General features: G+C 47.9%; 12 protein-coding genes and 5 tRNA genes. 3 read left to right on the plus strand and 14 right to left on the minus strand.

Translation table 11 applies throughout. From position 1 onward, the window contains the following. Positions 1 to 10: 10 nt before the first annotated feature. The gene (locus tag AOG36_RS03960) at positions 11 to 313 is read left to right on the plus strand and encodes a hypothetical protein (RefSeq protein ID WP_015106578.1); all 303 of its coding nucleotides are present in this window, start codon (positions 11 to 13) and stop codon (positions 311 to 313) included. A gap of 42 nt (positions 314 to 355) precedes the next feature. Continuing rightward, a complete protein-coding gene (gene dnaN, locus AOG36_RS03965) occupies positions 356 to 1,438 on the plus strand; it encodes a DNA polymerase III subunit beta (protein ID WP_015106579.1) in 1,083 nt (360 codons plus the stop codon). On the opposite strand, the gene AOG36_RS03970 is transcribed toward dnaN, so the two are convergent. From AOG36_RS03970 to der, 4 genes are read right to left on the minus strand one after another with little or no spacing between them, the layout of a single operon-like run. Continuing rightward, a complete protein-coding gene (locus AOG36_RS03970; RefSeq protein ID WP_015106580.1) occupies positions 1,435 to 2,763 on the minus strand; it encodes an NFACT family protein in 1,329 nt (442 codons plus the stop codon). The two genes, dnaN and AOG36_RS03970, sit on opposite strands and share 4 nt — an antisense overlap. Beyond that, positions 2,760 to 4,229, minus strand: a complete 1,470-nt coding sequence (locus AOG36_RS03975) for a DNA repair protein RecN (protein ID WP_015106581.1) — start codon at positions 4,227 to 4,229, stop codon at positions 2,760 to 2,762. Before AOG36_RS03975 ends, AOG36_RS03970 begins: the two co-directional genes overlap by 4 nt. Continuing rightward, positions 4,226 to 5,971, minus strand: coding sequence for an ATP-binding protein (locus tag AOG36_RS03980; protein ID WP_015106582.1), 1,746 nt, complete (start codon positions 5,969 to 5,971; stop codon positions 4,226 to 4,228). The genes AOG36_RS03975 and AOG36_RS03980 overlap by 4 nt, the downstream gene beginning before the upstream one ends. Beyond that, positions 5,968 to 7,284: a ribosome biogenesis GTPase Der gene (der, locus tag AOG36_RS03985; RefSeq protein ID WP_129593191.1), complete on the minus strand. Its 1,317-nt coding sequence runs from the start codon at positions 7,282 to 7,284 to the stop codon at positions 5,968 to 5,970. The genes AOG36_RS03980 and der overlap by 4 nt, the downstream gene beginning before the upstream one ends. A 206-nt stretch (positions 7,285 to 7,490) precedes the next feature. On the opposite strand from der, the gene AOG36_RS03990 reads away from it, so the two are divergent. Beyond that, complete coding sequence (locus AOG36_RS03990) at positions 7,491 to 8,207, plus strand: hypothetical protein (RefSeq protein WP_015106585.1); 717 nt, start codon at positions 7,491 to 7,493, stop codon at positions 8,205 to 8,207. 213 nt (positions 8,208 to 8,420) lie between these two features. Here the strand turns inward: AOG36_RS03990 and AOG36_RS03995 are convergent. From AOG36_RS03995 to AOG36_RS04040, 10 genes are all read right to left on the minus strand, one after another. Further along, a tRNA-Glu gene (locus AOG36_RS03995) sits at positions 8,421 to 8,496 on the minus strand. Between the two features lie 30 nt (positions 8,497 to 8,526). Beyond that, positions 8,527 to 8,603 (minus strand) — tRNA-Asp (locus AOG36_RS04000). 1 nt (position 8,604) lies between these two features. Further along, positions 8,605 to 8,680: transfer RNA gene (locus tag AOG36_RS04005), tRNA-Val, on the minus strand. Between the two features lie 3 nt (positions 8,681 to 8,683). After that, positions 8,684 to 8,758, minus strand: a tRNA-Glu gene (locus AOG36_RS04010). A gap of 2 nt (positions 8,759 to 8,760) precedes the next feature. Then, positions 8,761 to 8,836, minus strand: a tRNA-Lys gene (locus tag AOG36_RS04015). Positions 8,837 to 8,893: 57 nt separating this feature from the next. Further along, positions 8,894 to 10,834, minus strand: a complete 1,941-nt coding sequence (locus AOG36_RS04020; RefSeq protein WP_053825592.1) for a transglycosylase domain-containing protein — start codon at positions 10,832 to 10,834, stop codon at positions 8,894 to 8,896. 5 nt (positions 10,835 to 10,839) lie between these two features. Next, positions 10,840 to 12,876: a methyl-accepting chemotaxis protein gene (locus AOG36_RS04025; RefSeq protein WP_053825505.1), complete on the minus strand. Its 2,037-nt coding sequence runs from the start codon at positions 12,874 to 12,876 to the stop codon at positions 10,840 to 10,842. A gap of 26 nt (positions 12,877 to 12,902) precedes the next feature. Further along, positions 12,903 to 13,406, minus strand: coding sequence for a chemotaxis protein CheW (locus AOG36_RS04030; RefSeq protein ID WP_015106588.1), 504 nt, complete (start codon positions 13,404 to 13,406; stop codon positions 12,903 to 12,905). 10 nt (positions 13,407 to 13,416) lie between these two features. Continuing rightward, a complete protein-coding gene (locus tag AOG36_RS04035; RefSeq protein ID WP_015106589.1) occupies positions 13,417 to 15,855 on the minus strand; it encodes a hybrid sensor histidine kinase/response regulator in 2,439 nt (812 codons plus the stop codon). A gap of 45 nt (positions 15,856 to 15,900) precedes the next feature. Next, positions 15,901 to 16,839 carry a chemotaxis protein gene (locus AOG36_RS04040; protein WP_015106590.1) on the minus strand — a complete coding sequence of 313 codons (939 nt, stop codon included), beginning with the start codon at positions 16,837 to 16,839 and terminating at the stop codon, positions 15,901 to 15,903. Positions 16,840 to 16,847: the final 8 nt, after the last annotated feature.

Below are 16,847 nucleotides of genomic sequence, written 5' to 3' on the forward strand. Positions count from 1 at the left end.
AAGGCAACACATGCAAAAATTTTACATTTGGCTCTTTTTAGGCTTGCTAGGCACGCTTAATGCCCAAAGCGGGTATTGCAGTTCTAATTGTGAGGGCACAGCCAGCGAGCGGCTAGCACCCATGGAGTTTCATTTTGACTTTGTACGCTCGGTGGACCACTTCTTAAAGCACCCTAAAGCCCGCAAGCGCACGCTAAGGCACTGCCACGAAGCCTTCACCTCCACTGCTAGGATCAACACCATCACCAACTCATTTCGGGTAAATTGCGACCACGCCCTAGAGGCACAAAAGCTTGCCCAAGTGCAACCCTAAGCTATCTATGCTAAAATAGCCTCTTTACACAAAGGATATTTTATGCAATTAACCATTGACAAGACCCGCCTAGAGCGAGCATTGCAACATTTAGTGGCGTTCACTGACCGCAAAGACCTTGCCAACATCGCCTCCCATGTTTGCTTAGAAGCCAGACATGGGGGACTGCGCCTTGAGGCTAATGATTTAGAAATGGGGCTTTGCTTGCACCTAAAGGCCGATATTGTTGAAGAGGGCAGTGCCACCTTCAACGCCAAGCACTTTTTAGACATCGCCTCCAAACTAGAAAATGGGGCTTTATCTTTAGAAACCAATGACGACTTCGTGCATATACGCTTCAAACGCTCTAAATTCAAACTCCCCTTGTTTGACCGCAATGATTTTCCAGCATTTCCTAGCCACGACAACCTACCCTTTTTGCACTTTAGCGACAGCGCGCTTAGCGAACACTTTAAAAAGCTCGCCCCTGTGATCAAAACAAACGCCTCTAAATACGAATTTGGAGGGGTGTTGATGGTACTTAAGGAGAGTTTGGAGCTGGCCGCCACCGACACCAAGCGTTTATCCTTAGTGCAAATGGATGCCGACAACATGCCCGCCCAAGCCCCCATGACAGAGTGTATCCTGCCTAAGCGAGCGATGCTAGAGATCAGCAAGCTCTTTGAAAGCGATTTTGATATGTTCTATGAGCCCAAAGACCCGACCATGCTCTTCTTTAAAAATGACGAAATGCTGCTTTATTCTAAGCTCATAGGGGGCAAATACCCCAATTACGAAGCGATTTTTCCCAAAGAGTTCGCCCACCAATTTGAGCTAGAAACCCAAAGTTTTAAAGAGGCGATCCAAATCACAAGTGCGCTCAGCCCCACGACTAAAATCGTGTTCTACCCTGAGCGCATAGAATTTGAATCGCTAGAAAATGAAAGCCCGAGCTTTTCTAGCACCTCCATAGAGGCCAAAACCCCACTAGAAGGCTTTGAGCTGCAGGCCCACGCCCGCCACTTACTAGATGCCCTAAACACCTCTGCAAGCGCAAATTTCACCCTCTCTTTAAACCAAAGCACTGAACCCTTTTTGGTGGAGAAAGACGGGTTTAAAACCCTAATCATGCCCTTTGTGTCCTAAAGGGCGACCACCACACTAGAGAAGTGCGTGTAGGTAACAAAAGCTTTATTGTCCCCCTTTTGGGTGAATTTGACATGCTTTTTTTGCGTGTAGTCGATCACCACCTTTAGGGCTTGTTGGCTCTCACCCGCATAAGTAAGCTTGGCAAGCAAGTGGCAGGCCTTGTGAAGCAGGCTAGTTGAGGGGCGGTTGGGGTGGGTGAAAAGGAGCATGTGTGCGCTTGGCTTGTCTTTAATGTGTGCCCAAGTGTCGCCACTGCGCCCCTCTTTTAATAGGGCACGGTTTTCGCTCTCATTGCGCCCAATGCCCACCCTCACCCCCTCAATCTCAAAACTCTCCCAATTGCTCGGCTTTTTACGCTTGCTCTGTTTGCTAGGGGTCAGCACCCTTAACTCGTCTAAATTGCTTTGGGGTAATAGGTCGATTTTGGCCTGCAAAAAGGCGATTTTAGACTCTAAATTCTCTTGTTGGATGGTGATATGTAAAGCCCTTTGCTGGCACTTCTTAGCCTCCTTAAACAGCTTATTGGTTGCATCGCTTAAGCTCCTAGAGTTCTTAGGTAGGGGGATTTGCTCGTTTTCTAAACACAGCACACCCTGATACAAACTTTTAGGCTCTAACGCGTGTAGATGGCATAAGATTAAAGAAGCTTGGCGTTGCTTTGTGTGGCTTAAATCTTCTAGCTCTTTGGGGCTAGCAAGGGTGTTTAAAATGGCTTTTAAACTCTCTTGTTTTTTGTGCCATGTGTTTTTAAGGCCATTTCTTTGGCTCTCTAGTTGCTTGTTCGTGGTTTGGGCATGCAATTCTTGCAACGCCTCTAGCAGGGCTGGAGTAGATAGTACTGCTTGGGGGAGGCGTTTAAAGGGGCGTTTTTCAAGGGGGCTTAAGGGGGTGTTTTTAAGCACGGGGCGCACACTCTGCTCTAGGGACACAAAATGTAAAGCTTCAAGCACCACGCCCTGGGGACTTAGTAAAATGGCATTGCTGTGCTTGCCCGTAAATTCTAATTGCAACACGCTTTGGACTTTTTTGTAGCTGGTGGCGCACTCTAAGACAATCTTTAAAATGCGGTCTTCATTCTCCAAATAGCAATCCACAATTTTGGCATTACTGGCGTAGCGCTCAAGCGCAAGGTTAAAGGGGGTCTTTGAGAGTTCTAGGGGCGTGGGGTCCAAGTAAATGTGGCTTACCCCCTTTTGCATGCAGGCTTTGAAGGGGTGGCTTGGGGTGTCTAGGCTTAGGATTTGTTTGGCGTGGCGGATGGTGATTTTAGATTGCTCTTTTAAAAGTTTGGCAAAGGCTAAGAGCAGAGCATAAGAAATCATGGCCTTGTCTTTAGCTTCATTTTGGCGTAGGCGATGGCTTCTTTACCCAAGTTGGCATCCACCATGCGCGCGATCTCTAGTGTCTGCTCCTCTTTGTTTAGGGGTTTGACACAGGTTTCTTTATTGTGCGGATAGACAAGGAAATGCTTGTTGGCTAGGGCGGGCAGGTGGGGGGCGTGGGATATGGCAATGATTTGGTAATGTGTGCTTAGCTCCTTTAAAATCTCTGCCACACATGCGCTCTCTTGCCCGCTTAAATTCGTATCCAACTCATCCACAAAAATTGTCTGTCCCCCCTTAGCCCTCTTATATGCCTTTAGGGCGAGTAAGCTTAAACGCAAGCGGCTGTATTCGCCCGCACTGATATTGGTGCTCTTGGTGTTAGCAAGGCAAAGCTCTAGGCTATCAAGCCCGCTTGCACTTAAAGCCGTGGCTTTGAGCTCTAGGCTGGGGGGTCTTAGAAGTAGTTTGTTTGTGTAGCCTTGTAAATCCGCTTGCATTTTAGCGAGATTGCTCTGCCTTTGCTCTTTAAGTTGCAGGGCTAAACGCAAACTCTCTTGCTCTAATTTGGTATGGCTTTCTTGCGCCTCTCTTAGGCTCTCTTGGTGGTGGTTATAGTCTTGGCAATCTTGCTGTAATTGCTCTAGCCTTTCTCTTGCAAGGGCAACACTACCATACTTTTTCACCACCCCGCCTAAACGGCTGATCTCATCTAGCAGGGTTTCAATGTCTAATGCCTCCAACTCCTCTAGGGCGTGCTGTGTGTCTAGTAAAAAATCCTGTGCCTCGCTTAAGAGTTGGTTTAAGGCACTGGCCTGGATTTCTGGCAGGGCTTTAGAAATTTTACTCGCCTGCTCTAGGGCTTCTAGGGCATCTTTCACCTCTGCGCTTTGTTTTTCTTGCATTTGGTGTTGCCTCTTGCGCTCTAAAAGCCTTTCATACGCCCCCTCGCTCAAGTCCAAAGATTGTAACTTAGACAGCTCAAAGCGGGCTAACTCGGCTTGCAGATCTAAATTTGCGCTTGTCTGCTCTAGGCTTTGCAAGCGGGCTTGGGCTTCTTGGTAAGCGGCATACACCTTTTGAAACTGCGTTAATAAATCGGGAGGGCTGTAGCTATCCAGTAGACTTAAGAGAAAATGCACTTGCAACTCTTGGGCTTGCTTGTAGCTAGAGATATGTAAGATCAGGGGAGCAAATTTTTCTTGTAATGCCTTTTTGGTGATGGGTTTGTTATTTAGAGTGTAGAAGCTCTTTTTATCCCTGCTAGCGCAGATTTTGCCTTGAGCCCACTTGGCCTTTAGGCTCTTAGCCTGCAAGGCTCTTAGCCCCACACTGGCTAAAATGCCCCCCACAAGCACGCTCTTCCCGCTCCCGCTCGCCCCGCTAATCACATTTAAATACGGACTAAACTCTAGTTTCGCCCTAGCAAACACCAGCCCGCCGACAATCTCTAAACTCTCAATCACTGTCCCACTCCAAAACCGATATTTTTAGTCGTGTCAAAATTGCCCCGCTTTTCCTTAACAATTTCAGCCACAAAGTCCTCTAGGCTAAATTTGGGGTCTTTGTAGGTGGCGACTTTGTAGGCGGTGTTTTTCACCACCAACGCGATTTGCCCCCCGCTTAGGGCATGTTTGGCAAGCTCTTTAGCAAGGCTCTTAGCATTTTCAGGCGGGGCATAGGGGGCACTCTTAGGCAAATACTTTTCCCAAAGTTGCACGCGTTGTTCGAAAGTGGGGAGTCTAAATTCTATCTTGTGGTTGAAACGGCGGGAGAAGGCGGTGTCCAGGGTTTCTAATAAGTTCGTGGTGGCGATCAGCACCCCCTCAAACTTTTCGATCTGGTGCAAAAAGATATTTTGCATTTGGTTATGCATTTTATCCGCCCCGCTGTTAGCGGTGGTACGCGTGCTCAAGAATTGGTCGGCCTCGTCTAAAAACAAAATGGGCGGGTTCTTGCACTGCTTGGCGATTTTTTGGTAGTCGTCAAAGATTTTGCGGACATTTTTCTCTGACTCGCCCACATACATAGACAGGATTTTAGAGCAGTCAAAACCCAAGACTTCTTTTTTCAGGCTCTTGGCAAGTGCGAGCGCGCTCATGGTCTTGCCCGTGCCCGGTGGTCCATAGAAAATGATTTTCGCATCAATGTCCTTATGGTTTTTCTTTTCAATCCCCCACTCTTTTAGCCGCTGTTGCATTTGCGGGTCGATTTGCTTGCGTAAAATCTCTAGGGTCTCCTTGGTCTTTTGGCTCAACACCACCGCCTCTAAGCCCTCTTTAGGCTCAAGGGCTTCGAATATATCACTGTCTTTAAGAATATGCTTTAAAGTGGCACTAGTGCGCGGGGGGGTGGGAGCAGTGATCGCCTCAAACACCATGTCTCTTAAAAAGAACTGGCGCACCAAACCATTTTCAAAGGGGTCTAAAAGCTCTTCATAGTCTATAATCTTTTTTTTAATCAGCGGGCTTAAAGGGCTCAATAAATGTGCACTCTCCACGCTGCTACCCCCATTCGCGCTTAAAAGTTGCATGAGATTTTGGTGCTGGCTTAGCGTGTCCTCCTCCTTGACAAAGTCCCGTGCGTTGTAGGCATCCTTCAAGAGCGCAAAGAATAAAAGAGTCTCTTTGGGGTTTAAGTGGTGCTTGTTTAAGAATTTTAACACCGCTAGGGGACTTTGCGTGGCGTTGGTGCGGGCGGTGATTTTATGCTCCAAAAGCTGCAAGTCTTCTTTGAGTTTTGCTTGCCCCCTTAGCCCCACTTTTAAGAGTTTTTGCAAAATCTCAATTTTTAAAAACCAATCGTTGAAGTAGTCTAAATGGTCGCTATAGGGCGTGATTTCTAAAAAGACGTGCTTGTTATGCCCCTTTTCGGCGAGCTTAAAGAAATGGTGGCTTAAAGAGAGGGTGCTATCTAGCAACTCTAAAAGCAAAATTTCCTGCCGTCTAGAGCGTTTTTCTTGTACCACCCACTCTAAATCCAAGAGGTTTTTAATGGAGTGCAAATAGGGCAGAGCCTTGTCCTCTTTGGCTTTAAAGAGGGTTTCTAGCAAATCGGCGACTTCTATGTCGCTCTGCCCCTTTAAATACTGCTTGGCTAGATATTGTAAAATCCGCCCTTCGGTGGGGTTGCACTTGAGGGCATAGAAAATGCGGGCCTTGCAAATGTCCTTGGTGTGGATAAAGTCTAAAAAATAGCTGGTGTTCATGGATTGATTGCGTCTTCCTTGCCTTTAGCAAGTAAAATAATGGGCGTGCCTAGAAAGCCAAATTTTGCCCGCAAAGTGTTGGTTAAATAGCGTTTGTAGCTAAAATGCAGGGCCTTGGGGCGGTTCATCACTAAGGCAATTTGGGGCGGGCAAGAGGCAAATTGCGTGCTGTAGTAAATACGCACAATCTTTCCATGATCACTAGGTAAGGGGTGTCGTTCAGTGGCCTCATTAATGACTCTATTTAGCGTGCTTGTGCTGATACGCATGGAGAAATAGCGGTGCACCTCTAGGATTTTGTCCTTAATCTGGGGGATATGGCGTTTGGAAATAGCACTAGCTGTCATGATTGGAGCGTGCTGTAAGAACTTAAACTTATGCCTGAAGGTTTGTAGAATATTCTCAAAGCTGGCGTGCCGGATATCCCACTTATTCAGCACCACCACCACACCTAGGCGAAACTCCTCGGCTAACGAGGCGATTTTTTCATCCAAATCCACAAAGGGTGCACTCACATCTAGGATCAAAAGCGCAATGTGTGCCCTTTCTAGCACCTTGCGGGTACGATCAAGCGCAAACTTCTCTAGCCCCTCAATCTTGCCCCGTTGGCGTAAGCCCGCTGTATCCACAAAGCAAATTTTTTGTCCATTATGCTCTATGCTCTCATCCACAGGGTCCATGGTCGTGCCCGCCACACTCGACACTAAGGAACGCTCCTTAGCCACTAGGGCGTTTAAAAGCGAGCTTTTACCGACATTGACCCGTCCAATGATGCCCACTTGGATTCTCTCTGGGGTCTCTAGCACTTGGGGGGCTTCTAGGGGTTTGAGCTTGAAATGCTTTAGTATGGCTTGGGTGAGCTTGTCTAGTCCCCGATTATGGCTTGCAGAGACAAAGAACATGTCTTTTATGCCCAAACTTACAAACTCATAGGCATTCAGGGTTTCGTTCTCATTATCCACCTTGTTAATGAGCAAAAAACAAGGGCGGTTTTTCTTTTGGATTGTCAAAATATGTTGTTTATCGGCATCTTGGGGGGGGACTTTGCCATCCACGACATACAAGATCAAATCGCAGCTTTGCACCGCTCCCATGTTGAAAGAGGCGATTTTGTCCCCAAAGATATGGGTGGGGTCAAAGCCCCCCGTGTCCCATAGCTCAACGCCATGCCCGGCGAGCAGGAAGGTTTGTTTTTTAACATCCCTTGTGGTGCCGGCAACATTGGAGGTGATCGCGCTGCGGGATTTTAAAAAACAATTAAACAGCGAGCTCTTACCCACATTGGGCATGCCTAAAATAGCGATTTTAAGCACCACACCCCCTTGCTATCGTTACAGGTTTCAACAGATTTGCAAGCCTTTCATTGCTTTAACCCACCCTTACAATCCAAATTATGATAAAATGGACATTTGTTTGCTGTAGGGTTAAAAACCCACCGAACGGGGCGATATTAGTAGCATTTGACTTAAAGAACGCTTGTATCCCTATTCTAGGGGTTTGGCGCGATAAAAGGGTTTTTATGGAGCGGATTTGGGCGCAAAGGGGGGGCTTGTTCTTGGCGTGTTGCTTAGGGGCGTTTGTGGGGTGCGGGCAACCCCCCAATGGCGGTGCACCCATCAACTACAATTTCAACTACAAGGAAGACATCACCAACACCGTCAACCACAACCACCTACAAACCACCAGGGCGACCGTCCCCGCCCAAACCCAAACCAAAACCACGCAAATCATCAAACTAAAGACAAACGGACCTAAAAAAGTGGTGTTCTCGCAAGAAAACTACTACCCCCTAAATGGACGGGAAGTCGGCATTGAAGAGTCGCATGGCAAGCTGTATTTAGACATTTTTTCCTACAAACTGCAAAAATTCATGCGCGGCGAAGACTTTTCAACTAAAAGACAAACCCAAATCTTTGCACTCAACAACAACTCCACCCAAATCACAAATATCGAAGGACGTATAAAGACTTACGAATACACCCAAACCAAGCAAAAAGACCACAGCATCAACACCCCCTACCAACGCTATGCCCTGCAACAAAAAACCCCGACCCGCTTTGAGATCGCCCTTGACAAAATCCCCTATGAGTTTGACACCCAGGGTTGCAGGATTGTGATTAGAAAGCAACTCATAGACACCTTTGCTAACAGCAAGGAGGTTATGATCAACCTGGACTTTAAACGGGAATTACGCAACAAAGCGGGCTTTGATTTATTTTTAGAATGTCCTTGGTAGCCCTTTAGCCCCTAGACTTGCTCTAAATGTGGGCTATTTCCCTACATAGCCCCCACGCCCACAAGTAAAGGGTGGCTAAGGTTGAGCACAAGGACAAACAAGGGGAGGTTAAAGGGTGGTTTTAAGTTTTACGCTGTGGTTATACTTAGGGCTATTAAGTGTTGGGCTATTAAATGTTTAAGGAGCTTTATTGGTGTTTTACGGGTTGATGGGTGGCGACCCCTGAAAGATTTGAACTTCCGTTTCCACCTTGAAAGAGTGGTATCCTTGGCCACTAGATGAAGGGGTCTTAAAATTTTAGGGGGAATTCTCGTATAGGTGGCGGAACGGACGGGACTTGAACCCGCGACCCCCTGCGTGACAGGCAGGTATTCTAACCAGCTGAACTACCGCTCCGTGGTGGTCGCTATAAGACTCGAACTTATGACATCCACCTTGTAAGGGTGGCGCTCTACCAACTGAGCTAAGCGACCTCGTGGTGACTCCTAGGGGATTTGAACCCCTGTAACCACCGTGAAAGGGTGGTATCCTAACCACTAGATGAAGGAGCCCCTGGTGACCCGTGTTGGATTTGAACCAACGGCCCATTCCTTAAAAGGGAATTGCTCTACCTGCTGAGCTAACGGGTCATTTGCAAAAAGTGTAATGATACACTATTTTAAGGGTTTTGTCAAGCCCCCAAATCCTTAGAATAAAAGCGGTGTGTTGCCCTGGCTTTGGCTAGGGATGGCTGTGCCCTTGATGGTGTAGAAGGTTTCTCCATTGATGCGCTGAGTGATGACATCCTCGGGGACCTCAAAGCGGCGTTTTAAATTGGGGTCAAACTTCAAGGCCTTTTTCATAAAGTCGCCAAAGACAGGCGCGGCCGCCATCCCCCCCGTCATCGCGTGCCCTATACCTGTGTTGTCATCCCTGCCAAACCACACGATCGTCTGCAAGCTGGGGCTAAAGCCGCAAAACCACGCATCCACATTATTATTGGAGGTCCCCGTTTTGCCCGCAACCTCTAGCCCGGGCACCTGCGCCTTGTGCCCCGTGCCCTTTTCCACGACATTTTTAAGTACCGCTAGAGTTAAAAAGGCCTTAGAGGGGCTTAAAATGCTCCTGGGTGTGATGAGTTTTAAGGGTTTATCATGCCCCTTAGAGTCGGTAACGCTTTCAATCAAGGTTGGTTCTATGATACTGCCGTAGTTGGAGAAAAGCGAGTATTGCATGCTCACTTCTAGAGGCGAAATGCTAAAACTACCCAGCGCGATGGACATGTTTTTGGGCAAGTCCTCAAAGCCAAAGGAGCTAAGCCCTCGATAAACGGTGTCAAAGCCCACATAGTCCACAAGGTTGATGGTGGCGAGGTTAAGCGAGTGGGTGAGGGCTTGTTTTAGGGTGACGAGGCCATTGACCTTGCGGTTGTAGTTTTTGGGCCGCCAGTGGCGTTGTTTAAGGGTGATGCCGCCTTTGTTATTAAAGCTGCGCGCCACATCAGGGATCAAAGATGCGCTAGAGAGTCCATTGTCAAAAGCAATTTGGTAAATAAATGGTTTTACAGCACTGCCCAGTTGGCGCTTGGCCTGGGTGGCTCTGTTAAAGGCACTCTTGTTGTGATCCACCCCCCCCACAAGGGCTAAAATGTGTCCGCTCTTGGTGTCTGTTACGACCATCGCACCATTGAGCGTTCTGTCCTCTTTTTCGTGTAGGGTGTGAGCGATTTTGTCATAGCCCGCCCTTAAAGAATCTCGGGCGAGCTTTTGGTAGTCCAAATCAATGTAGAGCTTGATGGTGTAACCCCCGGTTTTTAGGTCTGGCAAAAAGCCCAAGGTACGCACCACTTCATCCACCACATAAGGGGCGACATTTTGCGTGGTGGTGGTGTGGTAAACTTTGGGCACTTCATTTAAGGCGGTGTTCATCTCCTCTTGGCCAATCCAGCCTAGATCATACATCCGCTTGATGATGCTGTTGGCCCGTGTGAGCGAGAACTCGAGCCGCCTTGTGGGGTCGTAAAAGGAGGGAGCGCGAGGCAAGGACACAAGCATGGCGATTTCTTTCAGGCTCAAAAGGGCTAAGGGCTTCTTAAAGTAGCCTAAAGCCGCGGTTTTGATGCCATAAAAGCCATGTCCGAAAAAGGTTTGGTTGAAGTAGCGCTCTAGAATCTGCTCTTTGGTGAGCATCCGCTCTAATTTCAAGGCAAGCACCATTTCTCTAAGCTTGCGATCGAGCGTCTTGGCGCGGGTTAAAACCATGTTTTTGACCAATTGCTGGGTTAAGGTGCTGCCTCCCTCGGCGTATTTTTGGTTGCGTAGGTTTTTGATAAACGCGCGCATGATCGCATCCAAATTCACCCCATTATGCTCAAAAAATAGCGTGTCTTCCACGGCCAGCAGTGCCTCTACTATGCGCGGGGGAATTTCGTTGAAGTGGGCGTAAATGCGAAACTCTTTATCGTAGATGTTGGCAATGAGCCGCCCTTTCACATCTAAAACCTTGGTGGTGAGGTCTGGCTTGTAATCCACCACCCTTTTCAAATCTGTGGGAGCCTGCTCCCACAGATAAAACACATACCCACCCCCCAAAAAACCACCCAAAACCACGGGTAGAATGAATAAGACCCATAGGACTTTTTTAAGAATCTGCATTAAAATTTCTTCTTGTTTGCATCCTCTAAGATGTCTTTAGAAATGCGGTCAATATTGTTGCCCACTTCTAAAGAGGTGTTGGCGATGTTTAGGTTATTCTTTGTGTCCTCTTTAAAGGTTTGTAAAGATTCGTTGATGCCTTCCACGCTTTGGCTCTGTGCTTTGATGGATTCGGCGGTGTCGGCGATGCTCTGTACGAGGATATTGATGTTGCTCTCGATCTCACCTAAAGACTTTTGCGTTCTTTCGGCGAGCTTGCGCACTTCATCGGCGACCACAGCAAAACCACGTCCATACTGCCCCGCTCTGGCTGCTTCAATGGCGGCATTCAGGGCGAGTAAATTCGTTTGATCGGCGATGTCCTTGATGATCTCCACCACATTCCTAATGTCTTGACCCTGTACGATCATCTCCTCGCTCTTGTGGCTGATACCGGCGATGTTTTCAGTGATGGTCTCAATGGCTTGAGAGGTTTGCAATAAACTTTTATTTTGTTGGTTTGCGCTGTTGGTGAGCTGGTCCACACAGGTTTTTAAGCCTTGCGACTCTTTACCCAAGGCACTGGCAAACTCAAGCGAGGTGCGTAATCCTTTGGTGATCTCAGCTCCCAAAGCGTCTACAGCCTTTTCCATATCGCCCGAGGGGTTAGCAATGCCCTTGCTAAAATCCATGGCCTTATAACGCTCAAACGCCTCGTTGATTGTTTGCATGTGTGCACCGATGTGTTGTTGCAAGTAGACCACCACATCGTTGAACAAATCTCTAAGCTGTAAGAGATCAGGGTTGTTGGGCATGGCGGTGATTTGTTGTGTGAAGTCCCCTTCTTTGATGTGGCGCACCACGGTGAGCATGTTTTCAATAGTCGCGCTGTCGGTCTTGGTGTTCTCGTGGATTTTTAGGATGTTCTCGTTGATAGATTGCTGCATGTGGCCGATCTCATCGAGCATTTTGGGCTGGATGATGTGGACATCTTGGTTGTTTTTAGGGTCGTTGAGCAGTTTAAAGAAACTGCGCAAAGTGTTGGACACCACCCCGATGCGGCTGCCCACCAAATAGCGCACCAAGAAATACACCACCACCATCAAGACCACCACCACAATGAAACCCATCACGATGATCAATTTTTGGATGTAGTGGGCGGCGGTGAAGACCTCGTCCTTGCTGGCAAAGCGTGCCAGTGCCCAGTTGAATTTAAAATCATCCGGGCCAATCTTGCTGAAAATGTCAAAGGTTTTCACCACTAAAAAGCTGTCTTTGTTGTTGGCAATGGCGTGGTAGTCCAACACTCCTGAATGGTTTTGTTGCACCATTTTCAGCAAGTCTTGAGCTGTGTGGTCTGGGTTAATTTCGCTCAAAAGCCTGCCTTGGTATTTTTTATCAAAAACCAAGAGCAAATAGCCATTTTCTTGCAGTACAAAGGTGTCGTTTTTGCTACGCATCACGATGTCGCCAAAGCTGTCGATGTCGATGAAGGCGACCATCAGTCCCATTAACTTGGGGTGTTCATGTTCGCCCCGCACTAGGGGAATGGCGATATCAAAGCCAAAGATCTTTTGCCCCGCAATCTCTTTATAGTGGGGCTTGGTTTTTAACATCCTTTCATTTTTCACCACTTCGTTATAGATGTCAGAGTTGTAAAAACCATGTTTATATATAGTTTCAAAGGTATTGCCTATTTTGGTTGTAACATACGAGCCATTGGGATCGCCTATGGCGGTAACACTGATGATGCGCACATTGTTGTTACTGCTTAAAAAGCGGTGTACGAGGCGTTCTTGCTCCTTCGTGTTGTGCAATAAATCAATGGAAGCTAGATCGAGGCTTAGGGTGTTGAGCTGGGCAAAGGTGCGGTTCATCACCCGCTCTAAGCGGGCAGCCCCCTCATCGGTATTGAAGTGTAAGGTTTCTAGGGTGTTGACCTTAGTAACATCCCTGACTTGGCGGCTGATCACAATCCCCAGTGCCAAGATACCCAGCAACACCACCACACACACCCCCACAATGATCTTTGTACCAATCCCCAACTTAGAAAACATCAAATCCCTTTCTTGCACGCGTGCACTTAAAAGTCTTTTTTAAGGATTTCTTCCACTTTGAGGATGGAAACCAGTTTATCCTCTCTCTTACCGATGCCATAAATGAGTTGGTTGTTCTCCAGTAGGGTCTCTGGTACAGGATCGATGTCGGATTGTTTGATGCGGATTGCCTCAGTGAGCCGGTCGATGTAAAAGCCGGCAATTTGGTCGTTGTGGCGCACCACTAGATAGCGCATGTCTTTATTCAGCTTTTCAGCGGGCAAGCCAAACTTTAAGCGCAGACTAATTAAGGGAAACACATTGCCCCTTAAGTTAAACACCCCCAGCACATAATTAGGGGTTTCTGGTACACGGGTGTAGCCGATGGGCTTTACGATCTCTAAAATATTCAAAATGGGGATGGCATACTCTTCATTGCCAATGATGAACCCGATGAATTGTAGAATCTCTTCATTGTCCTCGGGCTTTTCATCCTTGCCACCCCTTTTTTGCTTCTCAAACAGCTCTTTTAGTGCCATCGCGTCTTGCATGCGCTCTCCTTTAGTCCTCTAGTTTAATGCTGCGTTTGACCACACTGGCTAAGTATTCGGGGCTGTAGGGTTTGGTGATGTATTCGGTCATCCCGCTCTCCACACCCCTGATGCGGTCGGTTTTAGTCACCCTTGAGGTTACGGCGATGAGAGGCAGGTTTTTAAACTTGTTGTATTTGCGCACTTCGGAGGCAAAGGTGTAGCCATCCATTTTGGGCATTTCAATATCTACCAACACGGCATCGGGCATTTTGTCGGCATTTTTCACCATTTCTAACCCCTCGATGCCATTGGTTGCCTCGAGCACTGTAACGCCTAGGGGTTTTAAAGATTTGCGCATCATTGCCCGGTCGGTGCTGCTGTCGTCAATGGCGAGCACGATATAGTCGCTGGGGGCGTTTTTGACATTAGAGTTTTGCGCCTCGCTCATGAGATTATTGACATTGACCTTGATATTTTTTGCCATCTCCATCATGGTACCCACATCCACGATCAAGGTGATCTTGCCATCTCCGCGTACCGTCGCCCCCGCAATGCCCTTCGTGCTTTTAAGGTAGTAGCCCAAAGACTTGATCACCACCTCCTCTTGTCCGACAAGATAGTCCACAATCAAGCCGATCTTTTGATCCGCTAACCCGATGATGACGACATACACCTCCCTAGAGCTCTCTAAAATCGCATCCACCTTAAAGATATCGGCTAGGCGCACGAGAGAGAGCACCTCATCGCGCAGGCGCAGTACGCTCTTGCCATCTACGCTGTAAATCTCGTCTTGGCTGATGCGCACGGTTTCAAGCACAGAAGAGAGCGGGATGGCGTAGTATTCCTCTTGCACACCCACGAGCAAAGCTTGGATGATCGCCAAAGTGAGGGGGATTTTGAGCTTTTGCGTGGTGCGCACACCCACCTCAGACTCTAACTCGATGATCCCATTAAGTTTTTCAATGTTGGTTTTGACCACATCCATGCCCACGCCCCGCCCAGAGACATTGCTCAAAGTCTTGGCAGTGGAAAAGCCGGGCTTGAAGATGATGTTTAGGGCTTCTTTATCTGTCATGGTGGCGGCTTCTCTTTCGGTGATCACGCCCTTTTCGACTGCTTTGGCTTTGAGTTTTTCAGGGTCTAGTCCCGCCCCGTCATCGCTGATCTTAATCACGATGTGGTTGCCCTCATTATAGGCACTTAGCTCCACGGTGCCCGTTTCAGGTTTGCCCAGCATTTTGCGATCCTCCGGCTTCTCAATCCCGTGGTCGCAAGAATTGCGGATGATGTGGATCAAGGGGTCGCCAATCTCCTCCACGATGGATTTATCCAGCTCAGTCTCCTCCCCATTGATGACCAAATCGATGCTTTTGCCAAGTTCGCGGCTCAAATCGCGCACCATGCGGGGGAATTTATTGAACACCTTGCCGATGGGTTGCATCCTTGTTTTCATCACGGCGAGTTGTAGGTCTGTGGTTACGGCTGAAATGGAAGACACCACTTGGTTCAACTCCTCTAGGAATTTCTCCCCATCATAGCGCTCCTCCACATCCCCGTAAATACGGATCAAGCGGTTTTTGCCCAGCACCAACTCCCCAATCAAATTCATCAAGTGGTCTAGCCGTCCCACATCCACGCGTACAGTCTGCTCGACCCCGATTGCGACCGACTTCTCGCCCTCTTTCTTGGGCGTGCCCGGCTTAGCGGTGGCTTGAGTCGATTTTACGGGTGTGGACTTAGGCGTGGGGGCATTTGGGGCTTTGGGTGCAGGAGTACTTTGGAGGTGTGCGCTTGGAGAAGGGGTATTTTGCACAGGGGTGTGTTGCACTGTATTGCTTTGCGCTTCTTCCTTCCTTTTCTCTGCACGGCGGGCTTTATCCGCCTCTTGGCGCAGTTTCAAGAGCCTTTCGATCTCTTTCTCCACCTCTTGGGGGCTCATGTTAGTGTAGTCGGGTTCGTTTTCGTGGCCAACCTTTGCCTCTACCTCTTCGTGGGGTTGTGCTTGGGGTTCTAGGGCGTGGTGCTCGGGTTTTGTTTCTTGGGCATTGGGGCTAACATTAGGGCTTTCTGACTCAGGCTCTTGTACGATCGCTTGCAACTCCTTGGTGATCCCCTCAATGTCTAGCCCAGCATTGGAATCTGTGCCCGTGTTGCGGATGTTCACCAAGAGCGTTTTCATCATGTCCACAGAGCGCAAAACGATGTCCATCACATCTGGGGTGATTTTCAGCTCGTTTTTGCGCGCTCTGTTGAGCACATCTTCCATGTTGTGGGTCAAGTGAGTCAAGGTGTCTAGGTTGAGAAAAGAGCTCGAGCCCTTGATGGTGTGTGCAACCCTAAAAATGCGGTTTAAAAGGTCTAAATCCTCGGGATTGTGCTCCAGCTCCACCAAATCCTGATCGAGCTGTTCGTTCATCTCAAAGGCTTCAACTAAAAAGTCCTCCATGATTTCTCTCATATCATCCATCAAGCACCTCTTTCTTTATCTGTATTATACTTAAGATTTTAACACTTATCCCAAAATCTTGCCCACTTCATCCATGAAGCGGTCCACATCGAACTTCACCAAATATCCCTTTGCACCCAAGTCTAACGCCTTTTGTGCGCTGTAATCGTCGCAGATCGAGGAGTTGAAGAGCACGGGGATTTGGTAAAATCTAGGGTCTTCTTGGATTTTAGAGAAGAAATGATAGCCGTCCATTTTGGGCATCTCTACATCCGACACAATAATCTTTAAATGTTGTCCCAATTTGTCTTGGTATTGATTATAAAGCATCTCTAATTTAGCTAACCCGTCTTTGCCATCCACCGCCTCCACGACTTTAAAGCCCATTTTGAGCAAGGTGCGCTTGATGATGGTGCGGGCGGACTTGCTATCATCTACAAACATCGCAATCCCATCAAACTTTTTTGTCTCTTGTTTCTTGGTGTAAGGCTTGGGGGCTTTAGGGATGTGCATTTGCAAGTCGTTTAAAATGCTCTCTAAATCCAAAATCAACATCGTTTTATCGCCATCGATCTTGGTCGTGCCTGTGATTTTATCCTTACTGAGTGTGCTGTGGCTGCTAAAGGCAGCGGGCTCGACATTGCCCCAGTCGATGCGCCGAATGCGTTTAGCCACATGCACCACAAAGCCCATTTTAATGCTACTAAACTCCGTGATCACCACGACCTTTTCCGTAACCCGCTTTTCATCCTCTACAATCCCCAGCCACTTGGACAAATCGATGAGCGGGATCACAGTCGAGCGCAAATCAAAGACCCCTAAAACATAGTCTAAATTCGTGGGGAACTCGAAAATCTCGGGCATCATGATGATCTCTTGCACCTTGGCCACATTAATCCCATAAATGCCCTCAAAGGGCTGATTGCCTTGCAAGCCAAAGATTCTAAAGTCCACCAACTCGATCTCTCCCAAATTCAAGGCAGTGTTTAAATTTTGCTCTGTCAAGCGTGTCC

This window comes from Helicobacter heilmannii, assembly GCF_001283065.1.
Classification (GTDB): Bacteria; Campylobacterota; Campylobacteria; order Campylobacterales; family Helicobacteraceae; genus Helicobacter; species Helicobacter heilmannii.

Bases quoted from the DNA above. Each gene is read 5' to 3' on its own strand.
- AOG36_RS03990 (WP_015106585.1), top strand. From the start codon at position 7,491: ATGGAGCGGATTTGGGCGCAAAGGGGGGGCTTGTTCTTGGCGTGTTGC.
- AOG36_RS04030 (WP_015106588.1), bottom strand. From the start codon at position 13,406: ATGCAAGACGCGATGGCACTAAAAGAGCTGTTTGAGAAGCAAAAAAGG.
- AOG36_RS03970 (WP_015106580.1), bottom strand. From the start codon at position 2,763: ATGATTTCTTATGCTCTGCTCTTAGCCTTTGCCAAACTTTTAAAAGAG.
- AOG36_RS03980 (WP_015106582.1), bottom strand. From the start codon at position 5,971: ATGAACACCAGCTATTTTTTAGACTTTATCCACACCAAGGACATTTGC.
- AOG36_RS03960 (WP_015106578.1), top strand. From the start codon at position 11: ATGCAAAAATTTTACATTTGGCTCTTTTTAGGCTTGCTAGGCACGCTT.
- AOG36_RS04035 (WP_015106589.1), bottom strand. From the start codon at position 15,855: ATGGATGATATGAGAGAAATCATGGAGGACTTTTTAGTTGAAGCCTTT.
- AOG36_RS04025 (WP_053825505.1), bottom strand. From the start codon at position 12,876: ATGTTTTCTAAGTTGGGGATTGGTACAAAGATCATTGTGGGGGTGTGT.
- dnaN (WP_015106579.1), top strand. From the start codon at position 356: ATGCAATTAACCATTGACAAGACCCGCCTAGAGCGAGCATTGCAACAT.